At 56.1% G+C, this 24,527-nt stretch carries 23 protein-coding genes and 1 tRNA gene; 5 read left to right on the forward strand and 19 right to left on the reverse strand.

Annotated elements, in window-relative coordinates:
* The first annotated feature begins 383 nt into the window (after positions 1–383).
* Positions 384–1,367 carry an MDR family oxidoreductase gene (locus HFD92_RS15100; protein WP_167429193.1) on the forward strand — a complete coding sequence of 328 codons (984 nt, stop codon included), beginning with the start codon at positions 384–386 and terminating at the stop codon, positions 1,365–1,367.
* A 27-nt stretch (positions 1,368–1,394) separates the two neighbouring features.
* Here the strand turns inward: HFD92_RS15100 and HFD92_RS15105 are convergent, their stop codons facing one another.
* A complete protein-coding gene (locus HFD92_RS15105; protein ID WP_009087165.1) occupies positions 1,395–1,892 on the reverse strand; it encodes a CinA family protein in 498 nt (165 codons plus the stop codon).
* Positions 1,893–2,414: 522 nt separating this feature from the next.
* Between HFD92_RS15105 and HFD92_RS15110 the strand changes: the two genes are divergently transcribed.
* Positions 2,415–2,711 (forward strand): SelT/SelW/SelH family protein, encoded by a 297-nt coding sequence (locus tag HFD92_RS15110; RefSeq protein ID WP_009087166.1) that lies wholly within the window; start codon positions 2,415–2,417, stop codon positions 2,709–2,711.
* A 10-nt stretch (positions 2,712–2,721) separates the two neighbouring features.
* Here the strand turns inward: HFD92_RS15110 and HFD92_RS15115 are convergent, their stop codons facing one another.
* From HFD92_RS15115 to HFD92_RS15150, 8 genes are all read right to left on the reverse strand, one after another.
* On the reverse strand, positions 2,722–3,261 hold the full coding sequence (locus tag HFD92_RS15115) for a PadR family transcriptional regulator (protein WP_111208143.1): 540 nt from the start codon (positions 3,259–3,261) through the stop codon (positions 2,722–2,724).
* A gap of 69 nt (positions 3,262–3,330) precedes the next feature.
* Entirely contained in the window at positions 3,331–4,113 is a 783-nt protein-coding gene (locus HFD92_RS15120) for a siderophore-interacting protein (RefSeq protein WP_058958114.1), read from the reverse strand.
* A 394-nt stretch (positions 4,114–4,507) separates the two neighbouring features.
* On the reverse strand, positions 4,508–4,702 hold the full coding sequence (locus HFD92_RS15125) for a hypothetical protein (RefSeq protein ID WP_033736052.1): 195 nt from the start codon (positions 4,700–4,702) through the stop codon (positions 4,508–4,510).
* Between the two features lie 217 nt (positions 4,703–4,919).
* Entirely contained in the window at positions 4,920–5,789 is an 870-nt protein-coding gene (locus HFD92_RS15130; RefSeq protein ID WP_058958113.1) for a helix-turn-helix domain-containing protein, read from the reverse strand.
* 236 nt (positions 5,790–6,025) lie between these two features.
* Positions 6,026–6,190 (reverse strand): DUF2474 domain-containing protein, encoded by a 165-nt coding sequence (locus HFD92_RS15135; protein ID WP_370525229.1) that lies wholly within the window; start codon positions 6,188–6,190, stop codon positions 6,026–6,028.
* A 19-nt stretch (positions 6,191–6,209) separates the two neighbouring features.
* A complete protein-coding gene (gene cydB, locus HFD92_RS15140) occupies positions 6,210–7,214 on the reverse strand; it encodes a cytochrome d ubiquinol oxidase subunit II (RefSeq protein WP_009087177.1) in 1,005 nt (334 codons plus the stop codon).
* 1 nt (position 7,215) lies between these two features.
* Positions 7,216–8,628 carry a cytochrome ubiquinol oxidase subunit I gene (locus HFD92_RS15145; protein WP_009087179.1) on the reverse strand — a complete coding sequence of 471 codons (1,413 nt, stop codon included), beginning with the start codon at positions 8,626–8,628 and terminating at the stop codon, positions 7,216–7,218.
* A 786-nt stretch (positions 8,629–9,414) separates the two neighbouring features.
* Positions 9,415–9,795: a helix-turn-helix domain-containing protein gene (locus HFD92_RS15150; protein WP_009087181.1), complete on the reverse strand. Its 381-nt coding sequence runs from the start codon at positions 9,793–9,795 to the stop codon at positions 9,415–9,417.
* A 98-nt stretch (positions 9,796–9,893) separates the two neighbouring features.
* Here HFD92_RS15150 and HFD92_RS15155 point away from each other — a divergent pair, with 98 nt between their 5' ends.
* Positions 9,894–10,751, forward strand: a complete 858-nt coding sequence (locus HFD92_RS15155; protein ID WP_167429195.1) for an SDR family oxidoreductase — start codon at positions 9,894–9,896, stop codon at positions 10,749–10,751.
* Between the two features lie 330 nt (positions 10,752–11,081).
* Positions 11,082–12,761 carry an alpha,alpha-trehalase TreF gene (treF, locus tag HFD92_RS15160; protein WP_009087184.1) on the forward strand — a complete coding sequence of 560 codons (1,680 nt, stop codon included), beginning with the start codon at positions 11,082–11,084 and terminating at the stop codon, positions 12,759–12,761.
* A gap of 66 nt (positions 12,762–12,827) precedes the next feature.
* Here treF and HFD92_RS15165 read toward each other — a convergent pair whose 3' ends face one another.
* The 5 genes from HFD92_RS15165 to HFD92_RS15185 form a co-directional block, all read right to left on the reverse strand.
* A complete protein-coding gene (locus HFD92_RS15165; RefSeq protein WP_111208147.1) occupies positions 12,828–13,334 on the reverse strand; it encodes a ferritin-like domain-containing protein in 507 nt (168 codons plus the stop codon).
* 10 nt (positions 13,335–13,344) lie between these two features.
* Positions 13,345–13,827, reverse strand: coding sequence for a ferritin-like domain-containing protein (locus HFD92_RS15170; protein ID WP_111208148.1), 483 nt, complete (start codon positions 13,825–13,827; stop codon positions 13,345–13,347).
* 502 nt (positions 13,828–14,329) lie between these two features.
* On the reverse strand, positions 14,330–14,494 hold the full coding sequence (locus HFD92_RS15175) for a general stress protein (protein WP_004571242.1): 165 nt from the start codon (positions 14,492–14,494) through the stop codon (positions 14,330–14,332).
* 744 nt (positions 14,495–15,238) lie between these two features.
* Positions 15,239–16,204, reverse strand: a complete 966-nt coding sequence (locus tag HFD92_RS15180) for a sensor domain-containing diguanylate cyclase (RefSeq protein ID WP_111208149.1) — start codon at positions 16,202–16,204, stop codon at positions 15,239–15,241.
* Positions 16,205–16,522: 318 nt separating this feature from the next.
* A tRNA-Phe gene (locus HFD92_RS15185) sits at positions 16,523–16,598 on the reverse strand.
* 223 nt (positions 16,599–16,821) lie between these two features.
* Between HFD92_RS15185 and HFD92_RS15190 the strand changes: the two genes are divergently transcribed.
* On the forward strand, positions 16,822–18,141 hold the full coding sequence (locus HFD92_RS15190) for a PAS domain-containing methyl-accepting chemotaxis protein (protein WP_167429196.1): 1,320 nt from the start codon (positions 16,822–16,824) through the stop codon (positions 18,139–18,141).
* Between the two features lie 26 nt (positions 18,142–18,167).
* Here the strand turns inward: HFD92_RS15190 and mrdA are convergent, their stop codons facing one another.
* The 5 genes from mrdA to deoC all read right to left on the reverse strand — a co-directional run bounded on the left by mrdA (position 18,168) and on the right by deoC (position 24,497).
* Positions 18,168–20,057 carry a penicillin-binding protein 2 gene (gene mrdA / locus HFD92_RS15195; protein ID WP_009087190.1) on the reverse strand — a complete coding sequence of 630 codons (1,890 nt, stop codon included), beginning with the start codon at positions 20,055–20,057 and terminating at the stop codon, positions 18,168–18,170.
* A 209-nt stretch (positions 20,058–20,266) separates the two neighbouring features.
* Positions 20,267–20,980 carry a purine-nucleoside phosphorylase gene (gene deoD / locus HFD92_RS15200; protein WP_009087192.1) on the reverse strand — a complete coding sequence of 238 codons (714 nt, stop codon included), beginning with the start codon at positions 20,978–20,980 and terminating at the stop codon, positions 20,267–20,269.
* 27 nt (positions 20,981–21,007) lie between these two features.
* A complete protein-coding gene (gene deoB, locus HFD92_RS15205) occupies positions 21,008–22,231 on the reverse strand; it encodes a phosphopentomutase (RefSeq protein WP_167429197.1) in 1,224 nt (407 codons plus the stop codon).
* A gap of 95 nt (positions 22,232–22,326) precedes the next feature.
* Positions 22,327–23,655 (reverse strand): thymidine phosphorylase, encoded by a 1,329-nt coding sequence (gene deoA, locus HFD92_RS15210; RefSeq protein ID WP_167429198.1) that lies wholly within the window; start codon positions 23,653–23,655, stop codon positions 22,327–22,329.
* A 62-nt stretch (positions 23,656–23,717) separates the two neighbouring features.
* A complete protein-coding gene (gene deoC / locus HFD92_RS15215) occupies positions 23,718–24,497 on the reverse strand; it encodes a deoxyribose-phosphate aldolase (RefSeq protein ID WP_167429199.1) in 780 nt (259 codons plus the stop codon).
* Between the last annotated feature and the right edge of the window lie 30 nt (positions 24,498–24,527).

Consider the following 24,527-nt stretch of genomic DNA (forward strand, 5'->3'; position numbering starts at 1 on the left):
AAAACCGGTGCGCGCCGGAAAGAGCGAACGGTAATCCGGGCGGGTGCGCGGTGAACCGGACATGGCGACGTCCTCTGTGATGTATAAACAGGGCCAAAAAGTGGCGGTCATGATGTCATCTTTTTTTTACGTGGACAACCCGAGCCAGGCAATTATCCGGCAGGCGACAAAAAAGATAACGCCCTGTTTTTAATGGATAATTTACAGATTAAAATTAACAGTACGATTAATTATATGAAATATATGCAGATTTATGCAGAGTGCGATCGGCGGCTGACGATGCGCGTGAGCGGGATTCACTGCCCCCTGGCCTGACCCTTGCCCTACCGCATTGCCTCTGCCGGGCGTACACTCATCCTCACTATCACACTCCTGGAGGATGCATGTTCAAGGCACTGATCATTGAAAATGACGAGCAGGGTTACCGCGCCCTGCTCAAAGATCTCCCCGAATCGCAACTGCCCGACCACGATGTCACGCTCGACGTCAGCTACTCATCCCTGAACTACAAAGATGCCCTGGCTATCTGCAACAAAGGCCCGATTGTGCGCCAGTTCCCGATGGTGCCGGGTATCGACTTTGTGGGCCGGGTCACCGCCAGCCGCCATCCCGACTGGAAAGAGGGAGATATGGCCCTGCTGACAGGCTGGGGGGTGGGCGAAAAACAGTGGGGCGGCCTGGCACAGAAAGCCAGCGTCAGCGGCGACTGGCTGGTGCGCGTTCCCGCCTCTCTCACTCCGCTGCAGACGATGGCAATGGGCACGGCGGGACTGACCGCGATGCTCTGTGTGATGGCGCTGGAGAAACAGGGCATCACACCTGACCACGGGCCGGTGCTGGTGACGGGTGCCAGCGGCGGCGTCGGCAGCTACAGCGTCAGCCTGCTGGCGCGTCTGGGATATGAGGTTATCGCCTCCAGCGGACGCGCCAGCGACCATGCCTACCTGATCGACACCCTGGGGGCGGCCTCAGTCATCGATCGTGATGAACTGTCGCAGCCAGGCAAGCCGCTGGCAAAAGAGCGCTGGGCTGCCGCGATAGACAGCGTGGGCAGCCACACCCTGGCGAACGTGCTGGCCGCCACCCGGCGGGACGGCGCGGTAGCCGCCTGCGGTATGGCGCAGGGTCTCGACCTGCCTGCCAGCGTCGCCCCCTTTATTCTGCGCGGCGTCACGCTTGCCGGTGTGGACAGCGTGCTCTGCCCGACAACGCTTCGCCAGCAGGCGTGGCAGCGGCTGGGTGAGCTGCTGGATGGCGAACGGCTCAGCCGGCTGAGCCGGGTTATCCCGCTGAGTGAGGCGAAACAGGGCGCGCAGGATCTGCTGGACGGAAAAGTGCAGGGCCGGCTGATTGTCGACTGCCGCTGACGGCTTCTGAAGGCGCGCTTCGCGCCTTCAGAGCGTGCTCTGCTGCAATCGTCTGATAAGTCCCTCCAGCGCGAACTGCGTGCCCTGCTCCATCACCGATTTCGGATCGCCACTGAACTGGTGGCACTCCGCCTCATCCCGGCCGTCGGGCAGGACCCAGCCAAACCAGATGGTGCCTGCCGGGGTTCCATCTTCACCGCCATCCGGTCCGGCATAGCCGGTAATCGACAATCCCACCGGCTCACCCGAGCGTGCGCAGGCCCCCTGAACCATCTCCCGCGCCGTCTGTTCGCTCACCGCCGTGTGCTGTTTCAGCGTGGCGGGATGCACACCCAGCAGACGAATTTTGGCGTTATCGCTGTAGGTCACGAATCCGCTGGTGTAGAAGTCACCGCTGCTTTCCACCGCCGCCAGCGTCATGCTGATGAGCCCGGCGGTACAGGATTCGGCGGTCGCCAGATGCAGTCCGGAAGAGAGTAAAAGTGTGCCCAGTTGTTCAGCCGTTTGCGCTAATGATTTTGCCATTATGGTTTCCTTAATCGTCAGTCCGGAACTCCAGGTATAGCGCAAAATCCGTGAACAAATAGACGCAAGGCAATGTTTTTAAAGCGAAACGGTCAGATTGCCCGGCAGAAAACCAGGCCTTCAGTTGATCAAAGCGTCCTGCTGCGAAACAGGATGAGAGTAGTCCGCCAGCCTTCGTAAATCGGTGTTTATTCCTGTCGTGATCTCTCTCAGAGCCGCGATAAATAGCGGCGCGGATGAGCACCTGCTACGCCAGCGTCGTTACCTCCCTCGCCAAAAATGAGGTAACAGAGCAGCGAATCCTTTGATTAATTGTTAGTATTCACTTGCTTGCTGACATGCCAAAGACGGCGCTGCATAAAAGCCGCAAAAAAGCAGAACAGCACATTGAGCGAGACGCTGACCCGAGAAAATTGAATTAAAATACTGTTTTAAATAGCTTTATGAGTTCATAAACAACCACAGCGCACACTTTTTTAACCTGAATGCACTGGCATTTATCAATACGTAAGGAAGAGAGTTATGGCGCAAAAACCTGTGGTAGTTATTCACTACTGTATGCAATGCAACTGGCTGATGCGGTCAGCGTGGATGGCACAGGAACTTCTGCATACCTTTGCTGAGGATCTGGCGGAGGTGACGCTGAAACCCGGCACCGGCGGTGTGTTTGAGATCATGCTGGATGAGCATCTGCTGTGGGAACGTAAGCGGGATGGTGGGTTTCCTGATGCGACCACGCTGAAACAGCGGGTGCGCGACATCTGTTTCCCGGATCGCACGCTGGGTCACATCGATAAAAACAAAACGGAGATCGGCTAAGCTATCCGGCTCAGCTGTGAGTAATTTTCTCTGCCGCGTCGTGCAGGGCCGCAATCAGCGTCTGCAACGCGGCATCAGAGATATCTTCCTGCGCCAGCCGCTGGTTCAGGGCGACTTTCAGTCCGTAAATCGCCTGCTCGACGGCGGGAATGCTGCGATTGTTGACCAGAATCGCCAGCGTGGAGAGACGCGTGATCAGGCGGGAGACCGTTTCGCGGTTATCTGCCAGCAGCGCCTTACCAGCCGCCGTCAGGCGATACGCTTTGCGCGTGGCCTGAGCATCCACTACCTCAATCGCCTCCATCTCCTCCAGCAGCGTCAGGTTGGGATAGATGATCCCCGGGCTGGGGGTATACTCCCCTTTTGACAGCTCCTCAACCGACTTAATCAGCTCATAACCGTGCGCCGCATGCTGCGACAGAAAATGCAGCATCAGCAGACGAATCTCACTCGCTTCCAGCATTTTTTCACGGCGTTTTCGCCGCCCGCCACAACCACCTGTGCGGGCACTCGGGTCGTCAGCGGAAAAGGGCGTGGGGTGCTGTTTCATAGTCTGGCCTGCGAAAAAAGGAGCCTGATGGTAGTCTGCCGCCAGGCAAAACTCAATTGTCAGCGCCGGTTACTTCTGGTGCCAGTAGGCCACCGCCCGCACGAAGTCACTGTTGATGCCGCGCTGCATCGTGAAGTAGTCGCAGAGCGCCTTCACAAACTCACCTTCACCGGTCAGCCAGATAAAGTAATCCTCCGCCGGGAATGTCACCTGATCCAGCCGGGCAATCAGCTGGCTGAGCTGCGCGGTCTGCATCTGACCGCTGCCGAGCCAGTTCAGCGTCACGCCGGTGGTGTCCGGCAGGTAGTCACGGCCCGTTGCCTCATCGGTAAAGGCGTAGAGATGCAGGGCCTGCGCCCGGGCGTCGCGCTGACGACGTGAAAAGGCGGGCAGCCCGGTTTCGTCGCAGACATAGAGCTGGAAGGCGTAATCGGTCGGCACCACCAGCGAACCGCGTGGCCCGCCGATCACTAACCGATCGCCCGGCTTCGCCTGGGTTGCCCAGTCACTGGCGACACCCTGCTGATGAATATAGAAGTCGAGCGTCAGTGACGACTCGCCATCAAATTCCAGCGGCGTGTAGTCGCGGGCCGGTGGACGCTCGCCCTCGGGCCAGACAATCGCTCCATCGGTGATCTGCGGCAGCGCCAGTTCGGCCCCTTCTGCCGTCGGGAAGAAAACCTTGATATGGTCATCGAAGCCAGGCGAGGTAAAGCCCGCCAGATCGCTGCCACTGAAGCGGATGCGCCAGAAGTGCCCGGCAATCTGAGTTTTACTTTCGACCTGAATATGGCGGAAACGCAGTTCGTTTCGGACGCGCTGCGGCACGCGCGGATTCGTTGATGCTGGCAAAATGTCTCTCCTGGAACGGGACAGATACCCGTTATTCAAAGGGTTGGCGATGATTGGTTAATAACAATCATTCTCATCTGAAGCCAGAAGATAAGCGATGATATATCTTGAGCACAATGACGAAAAATGCGATCCGACGGTTTAAGATATATTTTATAGCGACGCGATGAGTGCAGGCCCTGGATTAAACAGAGAGCGGAAAGGCGTTAAGAACAAAGGTCAGCCGCAGAGCAGGCCTCGCCGGACGCGCCGCAGAGACGGCCCGAAAACGAAGCGTCAGACGCGGCAGCGGCAAATCAGAGAAGAGCGGATGTGAACAGAGAGGGGTCAGGCTGTTCGGCTCCTGATGAGCCGGGCAACGTCTGCGCCGCCGGGGCTGGCCGCGCATTCACAGTTACAGGGTATCGCCGAATCCGGAGAAGCAGTGATTACTGCTGTTCTGTTCCGGCAGCTCACCATCACCCACAATTTCATGACCGGCGCTCTGAGAGTGCGGGTGCAGTCCGGCTGGCGGTGAGAAGGGTTCAGCCTGTTGTGCCATTGCCATAACGGGCAATGCCAGAATCAGTGAGATTATTAAGCGTCGCATAGGTGTCTTCGTTTGTGTTCTGGCCGTGAACGGCCTGAAATGCAGATGATTGTTCCAGCCCTGCTACAGATGCACGATGATTAAAGTACGGCAGAATTTCGGAGGAGAATTTTACGCCAGAACGGGGAGTTATTTTATAAAATCGTGCGGTTTGTCACGGTTCACCGCACGAAAGATGCATCCGGCACGCCGCTGGCACTATGCCCTGCTCCACTGACTACGCCCGGGTGACCGGAATGGAAAAAACGCCGCTCAGCCAGTCGGGCTGACATTGCGTAAAATCGAGACTCAGCAGATCTTTGCCCTGACGGCGTGACACGCCCAGTCCGGGCAGATGCTGATAGTAGATGTCTTCAATAAAACGCGTCAGCTGCTCCGGCCTGCCGCTCCAGCGGATGCGCGCATAGAGGCCCCGCTCTTCGCGCCAGCTGACGGTATGCTCGCCCAGCAGCGCCGCATGCTGCGGCTCCAGCGCCTGAAACAGGCTGATATTCTGCTGGTCAGCCGAGCTGTGGCCGGGACCATACTGAAAACCTAACCATCCCTGCTTCACATGACTGCCCGCCAGCGCCACCAGCTGCCGCGCCTGGTCGGCTACCCGGTGTTCGCGGTCGGCGATGTAATTACCGAACTGACACTCCCACTCCAGCGTCTCACCGCAGAGAGGCAGTGCTTCCTCGCGCTCCACCAGCGTCGCGCGCTCATCCAGCGAACGCGCCAGTATACGGCCGTGAAAGTTTTTAACCGGCAGATGAGGAAAACGGCGAAACGCGCCGGGCGTCAGCGAGAAGTGCCCTTTGAATACGCGGGTGAAGTTTTGCTGGTTATCAAAGCCAAAGCGAACGGCGATATCAATGAGCGTCATGCGCGTCAGCCGGAGTGCCATGGCGGCCATTGTCAGACGCCGTTTGCGGGTATAGGCAGCCAGCGTCTGTCCGGTCATCTCCTTGAACATGCGCTGCATGTGCCATTTGGAGTAGCCCGATTTCAGGGTGATCTGATCGATATTGAGGTCGTCGGTAAGATTGGCTTCTATCCATTCGACTAAGTCGTGAATGTGCTGTTTTTTGATGGCCTGGCTGAGCATGATGGCGATTTACGACGCGGGTTAAGACTGAGAATTTCGTTACAAAAGAATAACAAAAATCGCGAATCGGTGTAAGGAAAGGGTATGGCGAACACGCCCATGCGGGGCGATTTCGCATTAATTGCTTAGGTTACTAACTAAAAAAGGCTGGCTCCCGCCAGCCTCCTGATGATTAAAAAAATCTGCGCCGCACTGAGCCTGCGCGTTAGCAGCACCCACCGCCGTTACCGGGACAATTAATGGCTGCGCATCCCCGCCGCCGTCATCATCATCCGGAACAGAGAGGCAACAACACCCAGCGCCAGTACGCTGGCGGCATAGATAAACACCAGCCACATGACGCGCTTCCACCAGGGCGCTTTCGCGCCATTGCCAGCTTTCGTTTCGTTGTGGCTTTTCATGCTGCTGAGACTTTTCATATCAATGATATCCTGCGTCTGCTTTGATTTTTCCACGGAACACGTAGTAGCTCCAGAAGGTGTAGCCCAGGATCATCGGGATGATCAGCAGGCTACCCACCAGCATAAAGGCCTGACTCTGTGGGGGTGCCGCGGCGGCCCAGATGGTCACTGACGGTGGAATAATATTTGGCCAGATGCTGATGCCCAGCCCGGAGAAGCCCAGGAAGATCAGCGCCAGCGTCAGCAGGAACGGAGAATAGTGCGCTTCACGTTTGATGGCGCGCACAATGCCCCACGAGCAGAGCAGCACCAGTACCGGAACCGGCAGGAACAGGAAGAGGTTTGGCGTACTGAACCAGCGATGCGCGATGTCGCCATGGGCAAACGGCGTCCACAGGCTGACAATCCCGATAACCACTAACAGGGCGATGACCAGCGGTGTCGCCAGCGCGGACATTTTGCGGTGCAGCTCATTTTCGGTCTTCATGATGAGCCAGGTGCAGCCCAGCAGCGCGTAGGCCACTACCAGACCGACGCCGCAGAACAGCGGGAATGGTGCCAGCCAGTCCATGGCGGAACCGGCGAAACGGCGTCCCTCAACCGGAATGCCATCCAGCAACGCGCCCACGGCCACACCCTGACTGAAGGTCGCAATGATCGAACCGGCAATAAATGATTTGTCCCAGAAGGCGCGATGACCTTCGACCGCCTTGAAGCGGAATTCAAAGGCGACGCCGCGGAAAATCAGACCAATCAGCATGGCGGTCAGCGGGATGGTCAGCGCATCGGCAATCACCGCGTAGGCCAGCGGGAACGCGCCGTAGAGGCCTGCCCCGCCCAGCACCAGCCAGGTTTCATTACCATCCCAGACCGGCGCGACGGTATTCACCATCATGTCACGCTCACCGGCATCTTTATTGAACGGGAAGAGCAGACCGATACCCAGGTCAAAGCCATCCATCACGATATACATCAGGGTTGCGAAGACGATAATCACAAACCAGATAATAGAAAAATCGATCATCTTAGTGGTCTCCATCCTTAAAGGTGGCAGCCGAAAGCGGACGCGCCGGCGTTTTCTTCTGACCGGGTCCACCCTCTTCGGTGATATGACCTTCGCCAGTAACCGGTCCCTGCTTAATCAGACGCATCATGTAGTGGTAGCCCACGCCAAACACCGAGCTGTAGACCAGAATAAAGGCCAGCAGACTGATGCTCATGTGAATGTCACCATGCGCCGACACCGCATCGATGGTGCGCTGCACGCCATAAACCACCCACGGCTGACGACCAATTTCGGTGGTGAACCAGCCAGCCAGAATCGCAATCAGACCCGATGGCCCCATCAGCAGCGCAAACCACAGGAAAGGACGCGACTCATAGAGACGTCCTTTGAAACGCAGCCAGAGGCTGACCACGCCCAGCGTAATCATCAGCAGGCCCAGCGCCACCATCACGCGGAAGGACCAGAAAATGACGGTTGAGTTGGGACGGTCCTCTTTCGGGAACGACTTCAGCGCCGGAACCTGCTTGTCCAGGCTGTGCGTCAGGATCAGACTGCCGAGGTACGGCACCTCCAGCGCATACTTCGTCCGCTCCTGCTCCATATCGGGAATACCGAACAGGATCAGCGGTGTGGCTTCACCCGGCGGGTTTTCCCAGTGCCCTTCAATCGCTGCAATTTTGGCAGGCTGATGTTCCAGCGTGTTCAGGCCGTGCGCATCACCGATCATCGCCTGAATGGGCGCGACAATCAGTGCCATCCACAGCGCCATCGAGAACATACGGCGGATAGCCGGATTATTGTTGCCCTTCAGCAGATGCCAGGCCGCCGACGATCCCACGAAAAACGCGCTCGCGAGGAATGCCGCCACCGACATATGGAACAGCCGGTAAGGGAAAGAGGGGTTAAAGACGATTTTGAACCAGTCCTGCGGAACCACGATGCCATTCTGAATGATGTAGCCCTGTGGCGTATGCATCCAGCTGTTAGAGGCGAGGATCCAGAAGGTTGAAATCAGTGTTCCGAGGGCAACCATACAGGTGGCAAAGAAGTGCAGACCCGGCCCCACGCGATTCCAGCCAAACAGCATCACGCCCAGGAAACCCGCTTCCAGGAAGAACGCCGTCAGCACCTCATAGGTCAGCAGCGGGCCGGTGATACTCCCGGCAAAAGCCGAGAAGCCACTCCAGTTAGTCCCGAACTGATACGCCATAACCAGCCCTGAGACCACACCCATACCGAAGTTAACGGCAAAGATTTTGGACCAGAAATGGTAGAGATCGCGATAAGACTGATCGCGGGTTTTGAGCCACATACCTTCGAGTACGGCCAGGAAACTGGCGAGACCGATAGTGATGGCGGGAAAGATAATATGGAAGGACACAGTAAATGCGAACTGAATCCTGGCCAGATGAAAGGCATCTAATCCGAACATTGCTTACCTCTTTGCCACATAGAACACCATGTATTTACTTATAATTAACAACTTAAGCCTGATGCGCGGGTTTCTCTGCGCTTATTGAAATTCCCGCCGCAAATTTAAAACTATTTGCGACGCGGAAACAGAAACAGTGGGATGAATGAAAACTATAACAGTATTTGTTGATTCTGATCATTGTTTTTAGCAGGAATTACTTATTTAAAAATAAGGTTTAAAGGTTAATTTAAGCGCACTTATGTGTCGCTAATGTTACAGTAACACCACCCGTAAAAAGAGAGTCTGGCCTGAGTCAGGCCTGCATGAAAAAGGCCTTCAACAGCCTGTTTTCAGACACTATTTTGTTATAAACCCCACTCAGGTAAAGGTCAAAAATGAGATAGGGAAAATTAAATCGCTTGGTTTTTTAACAGGTTAAAACCGCAAGCTTTTATCTCTGCCGCTTTGTTTGCTTTTTCGCATAACCCTGCTAATACCGCCATTAAAACCGCATAGAAAAACCGGGAAGAAAGCGATTTAAGCGCAGCTGTAAATGTTAATAAAATGAGTCAAAAAGCAGAGCTGAATTAAACGTCACACGCAGGCCGACGATTATTCCGGACCCGCGCGAGAAAAAACGGTTTAATAAGCGGCAACGGGCCGCTGGGGTTATTTGTGCCGCCGTTGCGCTCTGCCGTTTTGGCATCGAAGAGAATCCGTCACAGCGGATGCAGCCGGAGAACTGCGCGAGCGCCTGAAGAGTGAGTCGTCGCGTGAAGACGGAGGCCGGAAAACAGAGGAGAACTACTCTGCGGCGGATTTTTCGCGCTGCGCCAGAATCCGGCTCACGTTCAGCTCCAGCCAGTCAGCCAGCCCGACAACCTGCTCACCGACTTCGCGACCCAGCGGAGTCAGGCAATATTCCACATGCGGCGGCACCACGTCATAGGCGATACGCTGCACAAAGCCATCCTCTTCCAGATAGCGCAGGTTCTGCGCCAGCATCCGCTCACTGACGCCACCCACCGTCCGGCGCAGCGCACTGAAGCGCAGCGTCTGGCCCTGCAGCGCTAACAGGATCAGCACACTCCAGCGGCTGGTCACGCGCTTCAGCACGTCACGGGACGGGCAGTTGACGTTAAGCAGCTCACCCCGGCTAAATCTTTCACTCAGTTTTTCAGACATTTACTCCGCTCCGTTCAAACTAACAATTCTGTAAGTACTTACTAAAAATTAGTCTATCCCGTAGTCTGATTTTCACCAACCGTCACAGGAGAGATAACATGATTGCCGTAACAGGAGCTACCGGCCAGTTGGGCCGGTTCGTGATTGATGCCTTACTGAAAAAAGTCCCGGCGGGAGAGATCATCGCTGCGGTGCGTACGCCCGCCAGAGCGGCGGATCTTGCGGCGCAGGGTGTCACTGTCCGTGAGGCTGACTACAGTAAGCCAGAGACCCTCAGGGCCGCGTTTTCGGGCGTGGATAAGCTGCTGCTGATCTCCGGCAGTGAAGTGGGCCAGCGTGAAGCGCAGCACAAAGCCGTTATTGAGGCGGCGCAGGCGGCGGGTGTGGGTTTTATCGCTTACACCAGTCTGTTGCATGCCGACAGCTCACCGCTGGGGTTAGCGGTTGAGCACCGCGCGACCGAGGCGCTGCTGCAGGCCTCTGGCATCCCCTTTGCGCTGCTGCGCAACGGCTGGTACAGCGAGAACTATGCTGCCAGCATTCCTCCGTCACTGGCGCACCACGCTTTTATCGGTGCGGCAGGCGAAGGCCGTATCGCCTCGGCAGCCCGTCAGGATTATGCGGAAGCGGCGGCAGAAGTCATGAGCCGTGACGATCAGGCCGGTAAGGTTTACGAACTGGCCGGTGATGAGAGCTACACCCTGGCGCAGTTCGCTGCGGAGATTGCCGCCCAGAGCGGCGAGAAGGTCGATTACGTTAATCTCTCACAAAGTGACTTCGCCGCAGCGCTGAAAAACGCCGGTCTGCCAGACGGCCTGGCGGAGATGCTGGCGGATTCCGACGCTGGCGCAGAGAAAGGCGGCCTGTTTGATGATTCCCGCCAGCTGAGTCAGCTAATCGGTCGCCCGACGACCACCTGGCAGGCGGTGATTGCCGCGACGCTGGCGAAACAGTAGTGTGGATGGCAGGGAGCGGACAGCCTGCTCCGCTCCCTGCCCGTTTCCCTCCTTCTTCCGTTGGGTATGCCACTTTTTGCACCCTGCCAGGGCCTCTGGTTTCTTTACAAAATGTAAACAGACGCCTGTTTTCTTCAGCTAAAATTTTTTTCTTTAGTTACCTAAGAGATTCATCTGAAATGCGTTTTTTGTGAACAGCAGCATATTTGGTTGAATTGTCTGGAATTTATTCAAAAACCTCAATTAATAGACAATTTTTATTACGTTCATAGGCAATCTGCATTGTTGTTCCGCAGATTGAGAGGTCTATAATTTGTCCTTTGTGCAACCATGACCGCTCAGGAGGCCGCTATTAATACTTATCGCCAGCAACAAAATGCACTTGAAGAGGTTCGTGCCGGGGCGGAAGTTGAGTATCAATACGATCCCCATGAACTGAAACTGGATCGCATGCAGGATTCTGAACCGGAACCGGAGCTGATCGAAGGCCTACCGGCGCCGGATGCGCTCACGCCTGCCGATCGTTATCTGGAATTGTTTGAGCATGTCCAGATGTCACGAATTTTCGAGGACAGCAAAACCTTTCCCGACTGTTCGCCAAAGTACGATCCGCTGGATGTGCTGATGCGCTATCGTCGCCAGAAACGCAGCAGTGACTTCGACCTGTCGCGTTTTGTCGCCGATCACTTTTATCTGCCTGGCGTAAATGAAAGCTTCTATGTCTCCAACCCGGATAAAACGCTCAACGAGCATATCGATGACCTGTGGCCGGTTCTGACCAAAATGCCGCAGCAGCATATGCCGCACTCATCGCTGCTGCCGCTGCCTAAACCCTACGTAGTCCCCGGCGGACGCTTTGGTGAAACCTACTACTGGGACTCCTACTTTACGATGCTCGGCCTGGCAGAATCGGGCCGCGACGACCTGCTGCGTCATATGGCGGACAACTTTGCGTGGCTGATCGATAACTACGGTCATGTGCCTAACGGCAACCGCACATATTACCTGAGCCGCTCTCAGCCGCCAGTATTTGCCCTGATGGTCGAGCTGTTTGAAGAAGATGGCGTGCGCGGTGCCAAACGCTATCAGGAACAGCTGATGAAGGAGTATCAGTTCTGGATGGACGGCGCCGGTTCACTGATGCCGAACCAGGCCTATCGTCATGTGGTGCGCATGCCAAACGGCTCACTGCTCAACCGCTACTGGGATGATCGCGATACGCCGCGTGATGAATCCTGGAGCGAAGATGTGGAAACCGCACGTGAATCTAAACGTCCGGCCAGCGAGGTCTATCGCGACCTGCGCGCCGGGGCGGAATCGGGCTGGGATTACTCCTCGCGCTGGCTGCGTAACCCGAAACGGCTGTCGAGCATCCGGACGACGCAGTTCATCCCGATCGATCTCAACGCGTTTCTCTACAAGCTGGAACTGATGATCGCCACGCTTTCGCATGCCAAAGGCGAAGAGCTGACGGCGCTGGCGTGGCAGAAAAAAGCGGAAGCGCGTAAACGCGCCATCACCCGCTACCTGTGGGACAGCACCGCAGGCGTTTTCCGCGACTATGACTGGCGGCGTGAGCGTTTCGGGGCCTTTACGGTGGCGTCAGTCGTGCCGCTGTTTGTCGGGCTGGCTACACCGCATCAGGCACATCTGCAGGCGATCTCGCTGCGCCATCTGCTGCTGAGCAACGGCGGTCTGCTGACCTCTATGGTTGAAAGCGGCGAGCAGTGGGACCGTCCAAACGGCTGGGCGCCGATGCAGTGGATGGCCGTGGTTGGCCTGAATAACTATGGCGAAGAGACGCTGGCGAGTGAAGTGGCGGTTAACTGGCTCAACACGGTCAACAACTTTTATCAGCTGCACCATAAGCTGGTCGAGAAATATGACATCAGCGGCGATCGCGCCCGTCCGGGTGGCGGCGGTGAATATCCGTTACAGGATGGCTTTGGCTGGACCAACGGCGTAACCCGCAAGTTGATGACGATGTATGGTCATCTGATGGCAGACTGACACACAGAACAGCATTGACGCAAAAAAGCCGGGGTATCCCGGCTTTTTTATGCAGACTGTTCTGCGCTATTTCTTCGCTTCCGTGCCTGGCTGTGACGCCCGCTGCAGGAACTGCTGCGTCACTTCAGGCAGATGCTGCAACAGCCACTCCGCCATTGCCACTTCCTGGTCACGGATTTCGCTGAGGATCCCTACACCCTGGGTATCCCCTACCTGTTCTGCCGCCGCAATCAGGCTGGTGTAGCTGGCGATCTCGGCATTCTCAAACACATAGCCGCTGATGGCGCCTTTCACCACTTCATCAGAGTTAAACATGCCGCCCACGGCCTGGCCGGTAGCCGCCATTTTGCCCATCGCATCTTTCATCACGGAGTGATCGATACCGTGGCTGTCGAGCAGCTGTTCCAGCAATGTCAGCTGATGTTTTGTCTCGTCCAGATGCTGGGCCAGGCGCTGTTCCAGCGCCGGATAATGTTCAAGACGGCCCGACATTTTGCTCAGCATGCTTTCCGCTTGTTTTTCCATGGCATGCGCATCGCGCAGCCAGTCATGATAATGCTCAATTGCAGTCATGTGTCACTCCTTAAGAGACGGTAATCGACTCAGCGACTGAGGTCAGCTTTTCATCCGTTTGTTTCTCTTCATTCAGTGTCGCTTCCAGCAGCCCGGCGGCTTTGGTGTAGCCCAGCTTTAACGCCAGCGCATGCAGGGTGCCGTAAGTCGCAATCTCATAGTGCTCAACTTTCTGCGCTGCCCCGATCAGCCCCTGATCGCGGACTTCTCCCTTCTCGACCGAGTCGATGATCTCCTGCGCTTCCTCAACCAGACCTTCAAGCGCATGGCATTTCATACGTTTAATTTTAACTTCAGGTGTTACCTCTACCAGTTCGTCGAGGCGTTCAATCTGCACCCGGGTCTCTTCCAGGTGTTGATTAAACGCAGCAACAAGCGTTTCGTCACTGGCAGCACGCGCCATTTTAGGCAATGCACGGGTTATCTGTTTCTCAGCGCTGTATACATCGGATAAGTCATGGATGAACAGATCGTTTAACGTTTTCACTGTCATAAGATAGCCTCATTGATTGAAAAGCTGCGTCGGTAATAACGCAACGCCAGTCATATCGTTGACACCTGGAAAGTCTAGTGGAGATTCTTAATATCGCACGCTCCGGCAGTATGAATTTGAGACAAAAGTGGCATGTAAAATGCATTTTCCTTTTTGCAGCAGCATGTTAGCTGAAAAGCATTTTCCACGTTACGGCTTCGCTCACCACGCCGGAATTTGTACAAGGTTATAAATCGCTGTATACATTTTCTGAATGATGTGCATAAAAAATGCACCAGGCAAAACTTTATCTGTACATAATTTTATTAAAGCGTATAGCTTTAACGAAACGGAAATAAAAAACCGGACAGGTAAACCCATCCGGTTTAATTAAGGATATCTGTTGCTGCCAGTCATTAAGCAGCGACATAATTCAGGGGGTAATTATCTTCAGGGAAAATTAAAGAGAATCTGTACGGCCCGCCTGACCTGTTAACCTGCTGTGATGACAGCGTTTAAGAGTTTAGCTGCGGCGACTGACCTTACCTCCTTTGCGCCCTGCCTCAATAGCCCGCTCGGGATCATTCTTAAAGTTCCCGCCGCTTTTCTGGCCGCCTTTGCGCCCGGCTTCAGCCGCACGCTCTTTGTCAGCCGCAAAGTTTCCGGCCCCACCACGATATTGAGTCATTCTGTGTTCCTCTTTAAATTAAAAACCAGAATTTGCACAGTTAATGCTTCATCAGGCCGATTCAGCAATCTAAATGTAGACAGAAAATCGGACCAATCAAGCGAGCTAAATAAAAATCCGTCATCGCTCTGGTTTATTGGTAGCTCTGCCCTCATCCGGATTGATAACGCATTTCAACTATCGCCTTTTCCTATTCAAAAAAAGCGAACCGGCGTGTCAAAACTTTATAACCAAATTCGCCGCGCCCTATTAATCGATCTTTTTCGAAAAATGTCCAATTGAAAAAATGGTAAGCGAAGCGGCTGAGGAATAACTTCTTCAATATCAGGTGGTGAAGCTGATCAACAAACGATCAATTTCCCTAAGCGAAGCGCGAAATAAATTCCTGCCATCTTTTTTGGATGCCAGAATTAAGCGAAGCGCAGGGCATCATTTGCAGCCGCTTTAAAATGGTGAATTTGATCAATAAATGATCAATTATCGCAATTTAATAAAATTTTTAATTAGAATCATGGGCCATATCCGGCCCTGAAATTAATGACTAAGCGAAGCGGTATAATGTAAGCGTGCTGACAGTAAAGGTGAGGTTTTCGGAATAGTACGAAAAAGTGTTTTCTGCGGAGGCTGGCATCGCTCCTGCCGCTCTGCGACCCAGGCAGGAGAGCCATCAGGTGTGGAAAGAGGAAGTCAGTTGAGGTGTGCCGTTACGCCTGATGGAGAGCGTGCACAGCCGGGCATATCAGGTCACAGTAGTCGGGTAATGTCAGGATCAAAAGCCACACCGCGTTTGCCGTTTTTCTTGATGCGGTACATCGCTTCATCCGCGCGCGCCAGCGCGGTGTCGAAATCATCGCTGGCCTGCACCTGGGATACGCCCACAGAAGCCCCGATTATGGCGTGCCCGTTTGCCATCTCAAACGGCGTCAGAACGGCATCCAGGCAGGCATGGGCCAGCGCTCTGACCTGCGGATGAATGATGGCAAAAGGCAGCAACAGGACAAACTCATCTCCACCGAGCCGGCCGGTGATGACCGCTTCCGGAACACTTTGCGTCAGCCGCTGACTCAGCTCAATGAGTACTTCGTCACCGCTGCGGTGACCCAGCGTGTCATTGACGTGCTTGAAGTTATCCAGGTCAATAAAGACGACACAGAGCGGTCCCTGCGCTTTGAGTTCGCAGAAGGCGCTTTGCAGTGCATGACGATTGTTGAGTAATGTCAGGGGATCGTGCAGCGCCAGCAGCGCGAGCTGCTCTTCATATTGCTTCTCTTTGGTCATGTCGATATGCGTGCCGATTACTTTGACCGGCTGCCCCGCTTCATTCCACTCGCTGACCCGGCCACGATCCAGCACCCAGGCGATGCTGCCGTTTTTGGCGATCATGCGATGCAGGGCCTCGTAGTAGGGTGCTTTCCCGGAAATATGGTCGTAAAACGCGCGTAAAACCTCGTCTGCATCATCGGGATGCAGGCTCTCTTTCCAGGATTCAAACGTGGCGTCAGTCTCTTTCGGCTGGAAGCCCAGCATGGCCCCCCAGCGCCGGTTGAAGATCACCAGCTTGCCGCTGGGAATGTCCAGTTGCCACAGAAACAGCCCGGTGCCATCCAGCGCCGCATTGAGTTTTGTCCGGGCGTCATGCGCTATACGCTTCAGCCGCGCATTATGCTTTTTCAGGTTCTGTATCTGCTGACGCAGCGCTTCTTCTGACATGACCGTAAGACAGGATTGAGAAAGGGGTATTGTGCCTGTCAGAGTGATTCTGTAAAGAGAGGCGTATAAAACACGATTAGTCGCGGCCAATTGCAGGCTGGGCAGAATATCAGGCGGTGGCAGACTGGCATCACAGCACAGAGGCAAGACGGTGAATTGATTTCGCCGTGAAATCTTTCTGGCGGGTGGCCGGGTGAGTGAGGGAACGCGGGCAAAACAGTGGAGGGTTATGAGGTGGGAGGTGGCGCGTGTATCGAACGTTCGATAACGGGTTCGCTCTGAAAAGCAAAAACCCGCCAGAGGCGGGTTCTTTAAATATGGTGCCCGAACCCGGAATCGAACCAGGGACACGGGGATTTTCAATCCCCTGCTCTACCGACTGAGCTATTCGGGCAACGGGGCGCATTAAACCAAAGCGGCCCGGCAGCGTCAAACGCTTTTCGCCAAAATCAGATCGACTGCCCGCTTTTCCATCAACCCTCCCGCTGTCGCTCTCCTGAGACCAAAAACGTGACGGTCGTCAGGATAAATAGTCGTCAGCGGACCGGTAAAGACTCCATTGTGCCGCGCGGATGCCGATAAATAAGGCGAATCCCACACTAATAATAAGGATCGCTATGTTTTCCACCATTACATCAGGAATCGCTGCACGTCACAGCTGGCAGAAACGCGCACACTCAGCAGCCACGCTGAGCTCGCTTAACGGATCTATCGCCATGATCGAATTTTCGCCTGACGGCACCATTCTCAGCGCCAACACGCTGTTTCTGGCGCGTATGGGCTACACGCTGGCAGAGATAGAAGGCCAGCACCACAGCCTGTTCTGCACCGCAGAGCAGTTACAGTCGAAAGATTATCAGGATTTCTGGCGGCGACTGAACCGGGGAGAGAGCTTCAGCGACAAGTTTCTGCGCGTAGCCAAAAACAGCCGCCCTGTGTGGCTCGAAGCCAACTATGTCCCGGTGCAGAACCGACATGGCCGGGTGATCAAAATTGTTAAGCTGGCCACCGACATTACCGGCCATATCAACGACGCCCAGGAGCAGCGCGCTATCACGACCGCCATTGAGCGCTCTATGGCAGTGATCGCCTTTAACCTCAAGGGCGAGGTGCTCAAAGCCAATGATAACTTTCTGAAAACCATGGGCTACCGGCGGGAGGAGATCGAAGGTATCCATCACAGCCACTTCTGCTCGCAGGCGCTGCGCGACAGCCGGGAATACAGCGAATTCTGGCAGCAGCTCAACCGGGGTGAATTTGTCTCCGGTCAGTTTCCCCGCGTCAACAAAGCCGGTGAGACCATCTGGCTGCGCGCAACCTACAACCCGGTGTTTGATGAACAGGGTCGGCTCTACAAAATCGTCAAATTCGCGACGGATGTCACCGCTCAGGTGGAAAAAAATCAGCAGGAGCATGACGCGGCGCAGCAGGCTTACCATACCGCGCTGCAGACGGATGAGAGTACACGGCTGGGTGCCGATGTGATTGCCAGCAGCGTTCAGACCATGAATGCGCTGGCCGGGGAACTGCAGGGCATCTCCGGTGACATTACCGGCCTGAGCGAGTCATCAGATCGTATCGGCGCGATTGTCGAAGGGATCCGGCGCATTGCCGATCAGACCAACCTGCTGGCACTGAATGCCGCCATTGAGGCCGCAAGAGCGGGCAGCCATGGCCGCAGCTTTGCGGTCGTGGCAAACGAAGTGCGCACGCTGGCGGCGAACATCAACCGCGCGACTACCGACATCGAAAACCGGATACAGCAAAACCACGTGCTGGCGAGCCGCGCGCTGAAGGGGATCGAATCGAACCTGAAGCGCGCGGATCAGGGCGTGCAGCTGGCTCAGGAGGCGGGCGGCGTCATCGCTGAAATCCGCGAAGGCGCAACCGATGTGGTGCGTGCCATCGGCCAGGTCGCCAGAACGCTTAAGGCCTGAGTGGCTGCGGGGGCTGTGGCCCCCTTTTACTGCGCGGTCTGCGCGGTCTGGGTGGCGGACACCGTCGCCTCTGGCGCGGGCGGGATAAAGATATGGTCCAGAATATCCCGCATCACCGGCGCAGCCGTCACCCCTTCCCCGCCGCCATTCTCCAGAATCAGGGCCACCGCGACCTTCGGGTCGTTAAAGGGGGCAAAGGCGGTGTAGAAGATATGGTCACGCAGCCGGACCGGGATCATCTTCGCGTTATAGGTCTGGTTCTGGCGCAGGCTGAAAACCTGCGAGGTGCCGCTTTTCGCGGCGATGCCATAAGGCGCCGTGTGGAAATATTTATAGCCGGTGCCGTTAGGTGAGTTCGCCATGCCAAACATCGCACGGCGCACCAGCGCCCAGTAGGGAGAATGGGGATCGCCAATCTGCGTTTCGCGCAGCGGTGGATGGTAGTTCTCTACCAGGGTGCCGCGCTGGGTTTTCTCCAGCAGATGCGGCGCAATCACCCTGCCGTTGTTGATCAGCGCCACCATCGCTTTCACCATCTGAATCGGCGTCGCGATCCAGTAGCCCTGGCCAATGCCGACGGAGACCGTATCGCCCTGATACCACGGCTTTTTATGCACCTTCTGTTTCCACTCGCGGCTCGGCAGCAGGCCGTTATACTCCTCATTCAGATCGATACCGGTCGATTTGCCATAGCCGAACTGGCTGAGCATGGTGTGAATGCGATCGATGCCCATCATAAACGCCACCTGATAGAAAAAGGTGTCGGCAGACTCTTCAATGGCGCGGGTCACATCCAGCATACCGTGGCCCGTCTTTTTCCAGTCGCGATAGCGCCGGTCGGTGCCCGGCAGCGTCCAGGTCGGCGCGCCAAAGAACTGCGTCTGCGGCGTAATCACATGGGTCAGCAGAGCCGACATCGCCATGTAAGGTTTTACCGTCGAGGCGGGCGGATAGAGTCCCTGCGTGACGCGGTTAATCAGCGGCAGGTTTTTATCCTGCAGCAGCTTTTTGTAGGCCTGATAGCTGATGCCTTTGACAAACGGATTGGGGTCATAGCTGGGGCTGGAGACCATCGCCAGCACCGAACCGTCGTGCGGATCTTCAATCAGCAGCGCCGCACGCTGCCCCGCCAGGCGGCTTTCCACATACTGCTGCAGATGGAGATCCAGCGTCAGCGTCAGGTTCTTGCCTGCCACCGGCGGCACCTCTTTCAGCACCCGGACAATGCGGCCGTGGTTATCCACTTCCACTTCCTGATAGCCCGGCTTGCCGTGCAGCAGCGCTTCGTAATAGCCCTCAATGCCCTGCTTGCCGATATTATGGTCCGCCGCATAGTTTTCGGCGATCCCCTCTTCATTCAGGCGCTTGTAGTCGCTGTCGTTGATTTTCGAAACATAACCGACCACATGTGCCAGATCGGCCCCGTAGGGATATTCCCGATCCTGATAGGTCTCAAGGCTGGCACCGGTGAAGCGAAACTGATTCACCGCAAAGCGGGCGACCTCCTCTTCGGTCAGTTCCTCTTTCAGCACCACCGGCTTGTAGCGGCTGGTCTGCTTCAGCGCATGGCGGAAGGTGTCGATCTCATCGGGCGTCAGATCCACGAGCGGCGTCAGCTCGCGCAGCGTCGCTTCCATATCGCTGATTTTATACGGCGTCAGCGTGATGGCGTACCAGCTGACGTTACGCACCAGCGGAATGCCGTTGCGGTCATAGATCAGCCCGCGCGTCGGCGCGATGGGGATCATCTTGATGTCGTTCTGATTGGAGCGCGTCTGGTAATAGCCGTGATCGCGCACCTGCAGACGGAAAAGGTTCACGCCAAGAATAGTGAAACAGAGACAGACCAGAGCAAAGGCAACTGCAGCACGGCGGGCAAAGAGCTTCTCTTCAGCTTCGAAGTTACGAAAATTCATCAGGGGGCATTATCTGGCGATTAATTATTATCTGTTGTTGCGCACCATAATAAAGCGCGTTCGCGGCGGTGCCAGCACGAAGATGCACAAGCCTCGGCAAAAGTGTGTCATTTGATGTGAATGTTACGGGAGAGCGCGGGGGAGTGAGGCAGATCCTCCGGTTAAAGAGGATCTGAACAGATGGCGGACGACAGCGCCCGCCAGAGGGATTAATCACCCAGCAGGACAGATTCCAGTGCGATCTTAATCATGTCGTTGAACGTCGTCTGACGTTCAGCCGCTGTGGTCTGCTCATGCGTACGGATGTGGTCTGATACCGTGCAGATGGTCAGCGCTTTGGCGCCAAACTCAGCGGCCACACCGTAGATGCCTGCCGCTTCCATCTCGACGCCGAGGATGCCATATTTTTCCATCACGTCGAACATCTGCGGATCCGGGGTGTAGAAAAGGTCGGCAGAGAAGATATTACCGACGCGTGCTTCAACACCCAGGTTTTTCGCCGCATCCACCGCGTTGCGCACCATGTCGAAGTCAGCAATCGCCGCGAAGTCGTGATCTTTGAAACGCATACGGTTCACTTTGGAATCGGTGCAGGCACCCATACCAATCACGATGTCACGCAGTTTGACGTCAGGACGCACGGCACCACAGGAGCCAACACGGATGATCTTCTTCACGCCGAAGTCAGTGATCAGCTCTTTGGTGTAGATGGAGCAGGAAGGGATACCCATTCCGTGACCCATGACAGAGACTTTGCGGCCTTTGTAAGTGCCGGTATAGCCCAGCATGCCACGCACATTGTTCACTTCAACCGGGTTTTCCAGGAAGGTTTCTGCGATGTGCTTTGCACGCAGCGGATCGCCGGGCATCAGAACAACATCGGCAAAATCGCCCATTTCAGCATTGATGTGAGGAGTAGCCATGGTTTAAATCCTTATTAAAGTGCTGATTTACAGCATGTTCTTGCCATAGTCCATGTCGGACAGGCCAAAGTAGTGTGCAATTGTCTGACCAATATCGGCGAACGTCTCGCGGTAGCCCAGTGAGCCCGGCTCCACCTTCGGTCCGTAGATCAGAATCGGAATGTGCTCACGCGTATGCTCGGTGCCTTGCCAGGTCGGGTCACAGCCGTGGTCCGCGGTGAGGATCAGAATGTCATCTTCGCCGACCAGCTCCATCAGCTCAGGCAGGCGACGGTCAAACAGCTCCAGGCCGCCAGCATAACCGGCGACATCGCGGCGATGCCCCCAGGTGGAGTCAAAATCCACGAAGTTGGTGAAAACAATCGCGTGATCCGGTGCCGTTTTCATCTCCTGGATCGTCGCGTCAAACAGCGCATCCAGACCGGTCGCTTTGACCTTTTTGGTAATGCCCTGCTCCGCATAGATATCGGCGATTTTACCCACGGAAATCACATGTCCGCCTTTCTCATCCACCAGCTTTTTCAGCATGGTGGCTGAAGGTGGCTCAACCGCCAGGTCGTGACGGTTGCCGGTGCGCTCAAACTGCCCCGCTTTGTCACCCACAAACGGACGGGCAATCACGCGGCCGATGTTATAGCCCCCTTCCGTCAGCTCTTCACGGGCGATTTCACACAGCGCATAAAGGCGGTCGAGGCCAAAGGTCTCTTCATGACAGGCGATCTGGAACACCGAGTCTGCCGAGGTATAGAAAATCGGCTTGCCGGTTTTCATATGCTCTTCACCCAGCTGATCGAGGATCACGGTGCCTGATGAGTGGCAGTTTCCGAGGTAGCCCGGCAGGTCAGCGCGCTCCACCAGCTTGTCCAGCAAATCCTGCGGGAAGCTGTTCTCTTTGTCGCTGAAGTAGCCCCAGTCAAACAGTACCGGCACACCGGCGATTTCCCAGTGGCCTGACGGCGTATCTTTGCCCGAAGACAGCTCACTGGCGTAGGCGTAGGCGCCGGTGATCGTCGCCTCAGGGTCCAGACCGGCCGGGAAGCGACCGGTCGACAGCTCCGCGGCTTTACCCAGACCCAGCGCGGTAAGATTAGGCAGATGCAGAGGGCCTTTACGTCCCTTGTCTGCTTCACCTTTAAAACAGGCTTCAGCGATGTGACCCAGGGTATCTGAACCTGCGTCACCGAACTTATCGGCATCTTTACTGGAGCCAATTCCAAAGGAATCGAGAACCATAATAAAAGCACGTTTCATGCAAGTCTCCTGCGCATTGGCGCGTGACAAGTCAAAAAAAAGCGATCAGATCAGTATACCTGAATGCATCGCGGCTGGCACGGGTTACGGGCCAGTTAGCGGATATCGCTCACACGGCGATAGACAACCGGCATCTCAGCCGGGGCGCTGTCACCCAGCACCAGCGCGGCTTTCACCGCGGCGGCGGCCTGCTGCCACTGCTCTTCGCTGCTGGCGTGAATCATCGCCAGAGGACGCTGTGCGTCGGCCCGTTCGCCCAGGGTGATCATGTCGCTCAGGCCGACGCTGTAATCGATGCTGTCGCTGGCACGCTGACGTCCGCCGCCCAGCGCGACCACGGCCAGCCCCAGCGCACGGGTATCCATACGGCTGACGATGCCTGGCTGGTCGGCATATACCGGTCTGCTCAGCATCGCCTGTGGCAGATAGGTGTCGTAGCGTTCGACAAAATCGGCCGGACCCTGCTGAGCCGCGACCATACGTCCGAAGCAGTCGGCCGCGCTGCCGTTGTCCAGCACCGCCATCAGCTTCTGACGTGCTTCGGCGTCGCTGGCAGCCAGTTTACCGGAGATCAGCATTTCACTGCAGAGCGCCAGCGTCACCTCCAGTAGGCGCGGATTGCGCTGCTCGCCGGTGAGGAAACGCACCGCTTCACGCACTTCCAGCGCATTACCTGCGGAGGAGGCGAGCACCTGATTCATGTCGGTCAGCAGAGCTGTGGTCTGACAGCCTGCGCCATTGGCGACGCCCACGATCGACTGCGCCAGCTGCTCAGAGGCGTCATAGGTTGGCATAAACGCGCCAGAGCCGACTTTCACATCCATCACCAGTGCATCCAGTCCCTCGGCCAGCTTTTTCGCCAGAATCGAGGCGGTGATCAGCGGAATGGAATCAACGGTGGCGGTGATGTCACGCGTGGCGTAGAAACGCTTGTCCGCCGGGGCCAGCGAGCGGGTCTGGCCGATAATCGCCACACCCACCTGCTTAATGATCTCGCGAAAACGGTCATCGCTGGGGAAGATGTCGAAGCCCGGAATCGCCTCCAGCTTATCCAGCGTGCCCCCGGTGTGGCCCAATCCACGCCCGGAGATCATCGGCACATAGCCGCCGCACGCCGCCACCATCGGTCCTAACATCAGTGACGTCACATCGCCAACGCCGCCGGTAGAGTGCTTGTCCACTACCGGGCCGTTGAGATGGAGTGATTGCCAGTTGAGCACCGTACCGGAGTCGCGCATCGCCATCGTCAGCGCCACCCGCTCAGGCAGGGTCATATCATGAAAATAGATGGTCATCGCCAGCGCAGCAATCTGGCCTTCCGAAACGCTGTTATCGCGCACGCCGTTGATGAAGAAGCGAATCTCCTCTTCAGTCAGCGCATGGCCGTCACGTTTTTTACGAATAATTTCTTGTGGCAGGAACACGAAAGCCCCCTGGTTCAGAAAAGATGCGGTGGGGAAAAGGCGGTCCGCGACCGCCAGAAGGATCAGTAACCGGCTTTACTGGTGTCGCTGTTGTGACCCAGGGTATTCAGCAGGCTCGCCAGCAGGCTGGAGGCACCAAAGCGAAAATGGCGCGCATCGGCCCAGTCGGCGCCCAGCGTCTCTTCCGCCATTTGCACATAGAGTGCGGCATCTTCCGCGGTGCGCACGCCGCCCGCAGGTTTAAAGCCAACCTGCTCACTGACGCCTTTATCCCGGATCACATTCATCATGATCTGCGCCACTTCGGGCGTCGCGTTGACCGGCACTTTGCCGGTAGAGGTTTTGATAAAGTCGGCACCGGCGTCGATGGCGATTTCTGACGCCTGACGAATCAGCGCTTCCTGCTTCAGCTCACCGGTTTCGATGATCACTTTCAGCAGCACATTCGCTTCCGCACAGGCCGTTTTACAGGCTTTGACCAGATCGAAGCCGACCTGACTGTTCCCGGCGATCAGCGCGCGATAGGGGAACACCACATCCACTTCATCGGCACCGTAGGCGATTGCGGCACGGGTCTCGGCCAGCGCAATGTCGATGTCATCATTGCCGTGCGGGAAGTTCGTCACCGTGGCGATACGAATCTCCGGCGTGCCCTGCTCGCGCAGCGTTTTACGCGCAATCGGAATAAAACGCGGATAGATGCAGATTGCGGCGGTGTTGCCTGCCGGGGATTTGGCCTGATGGCACAGGGCGATCACTTTTGCATCGGTGTCGTCCTCATTCAGGGTAGTCAAATCCATCAGTTTCAGGGCGCGCAGGGCGAGGTGTTTGATATCGGTCATGAGGCTCTCCAAAGAATCGGGGTGCAACCC

The organism is Pantoea sp. EKM101V (assembly GCF_011800325.1).
GTDB lineage: Bacteria > Pseudomonadota > Gammaproteobacteria > Enterobacterales > Enterobacteriaceae > Pantoea > Pantoea anthophila.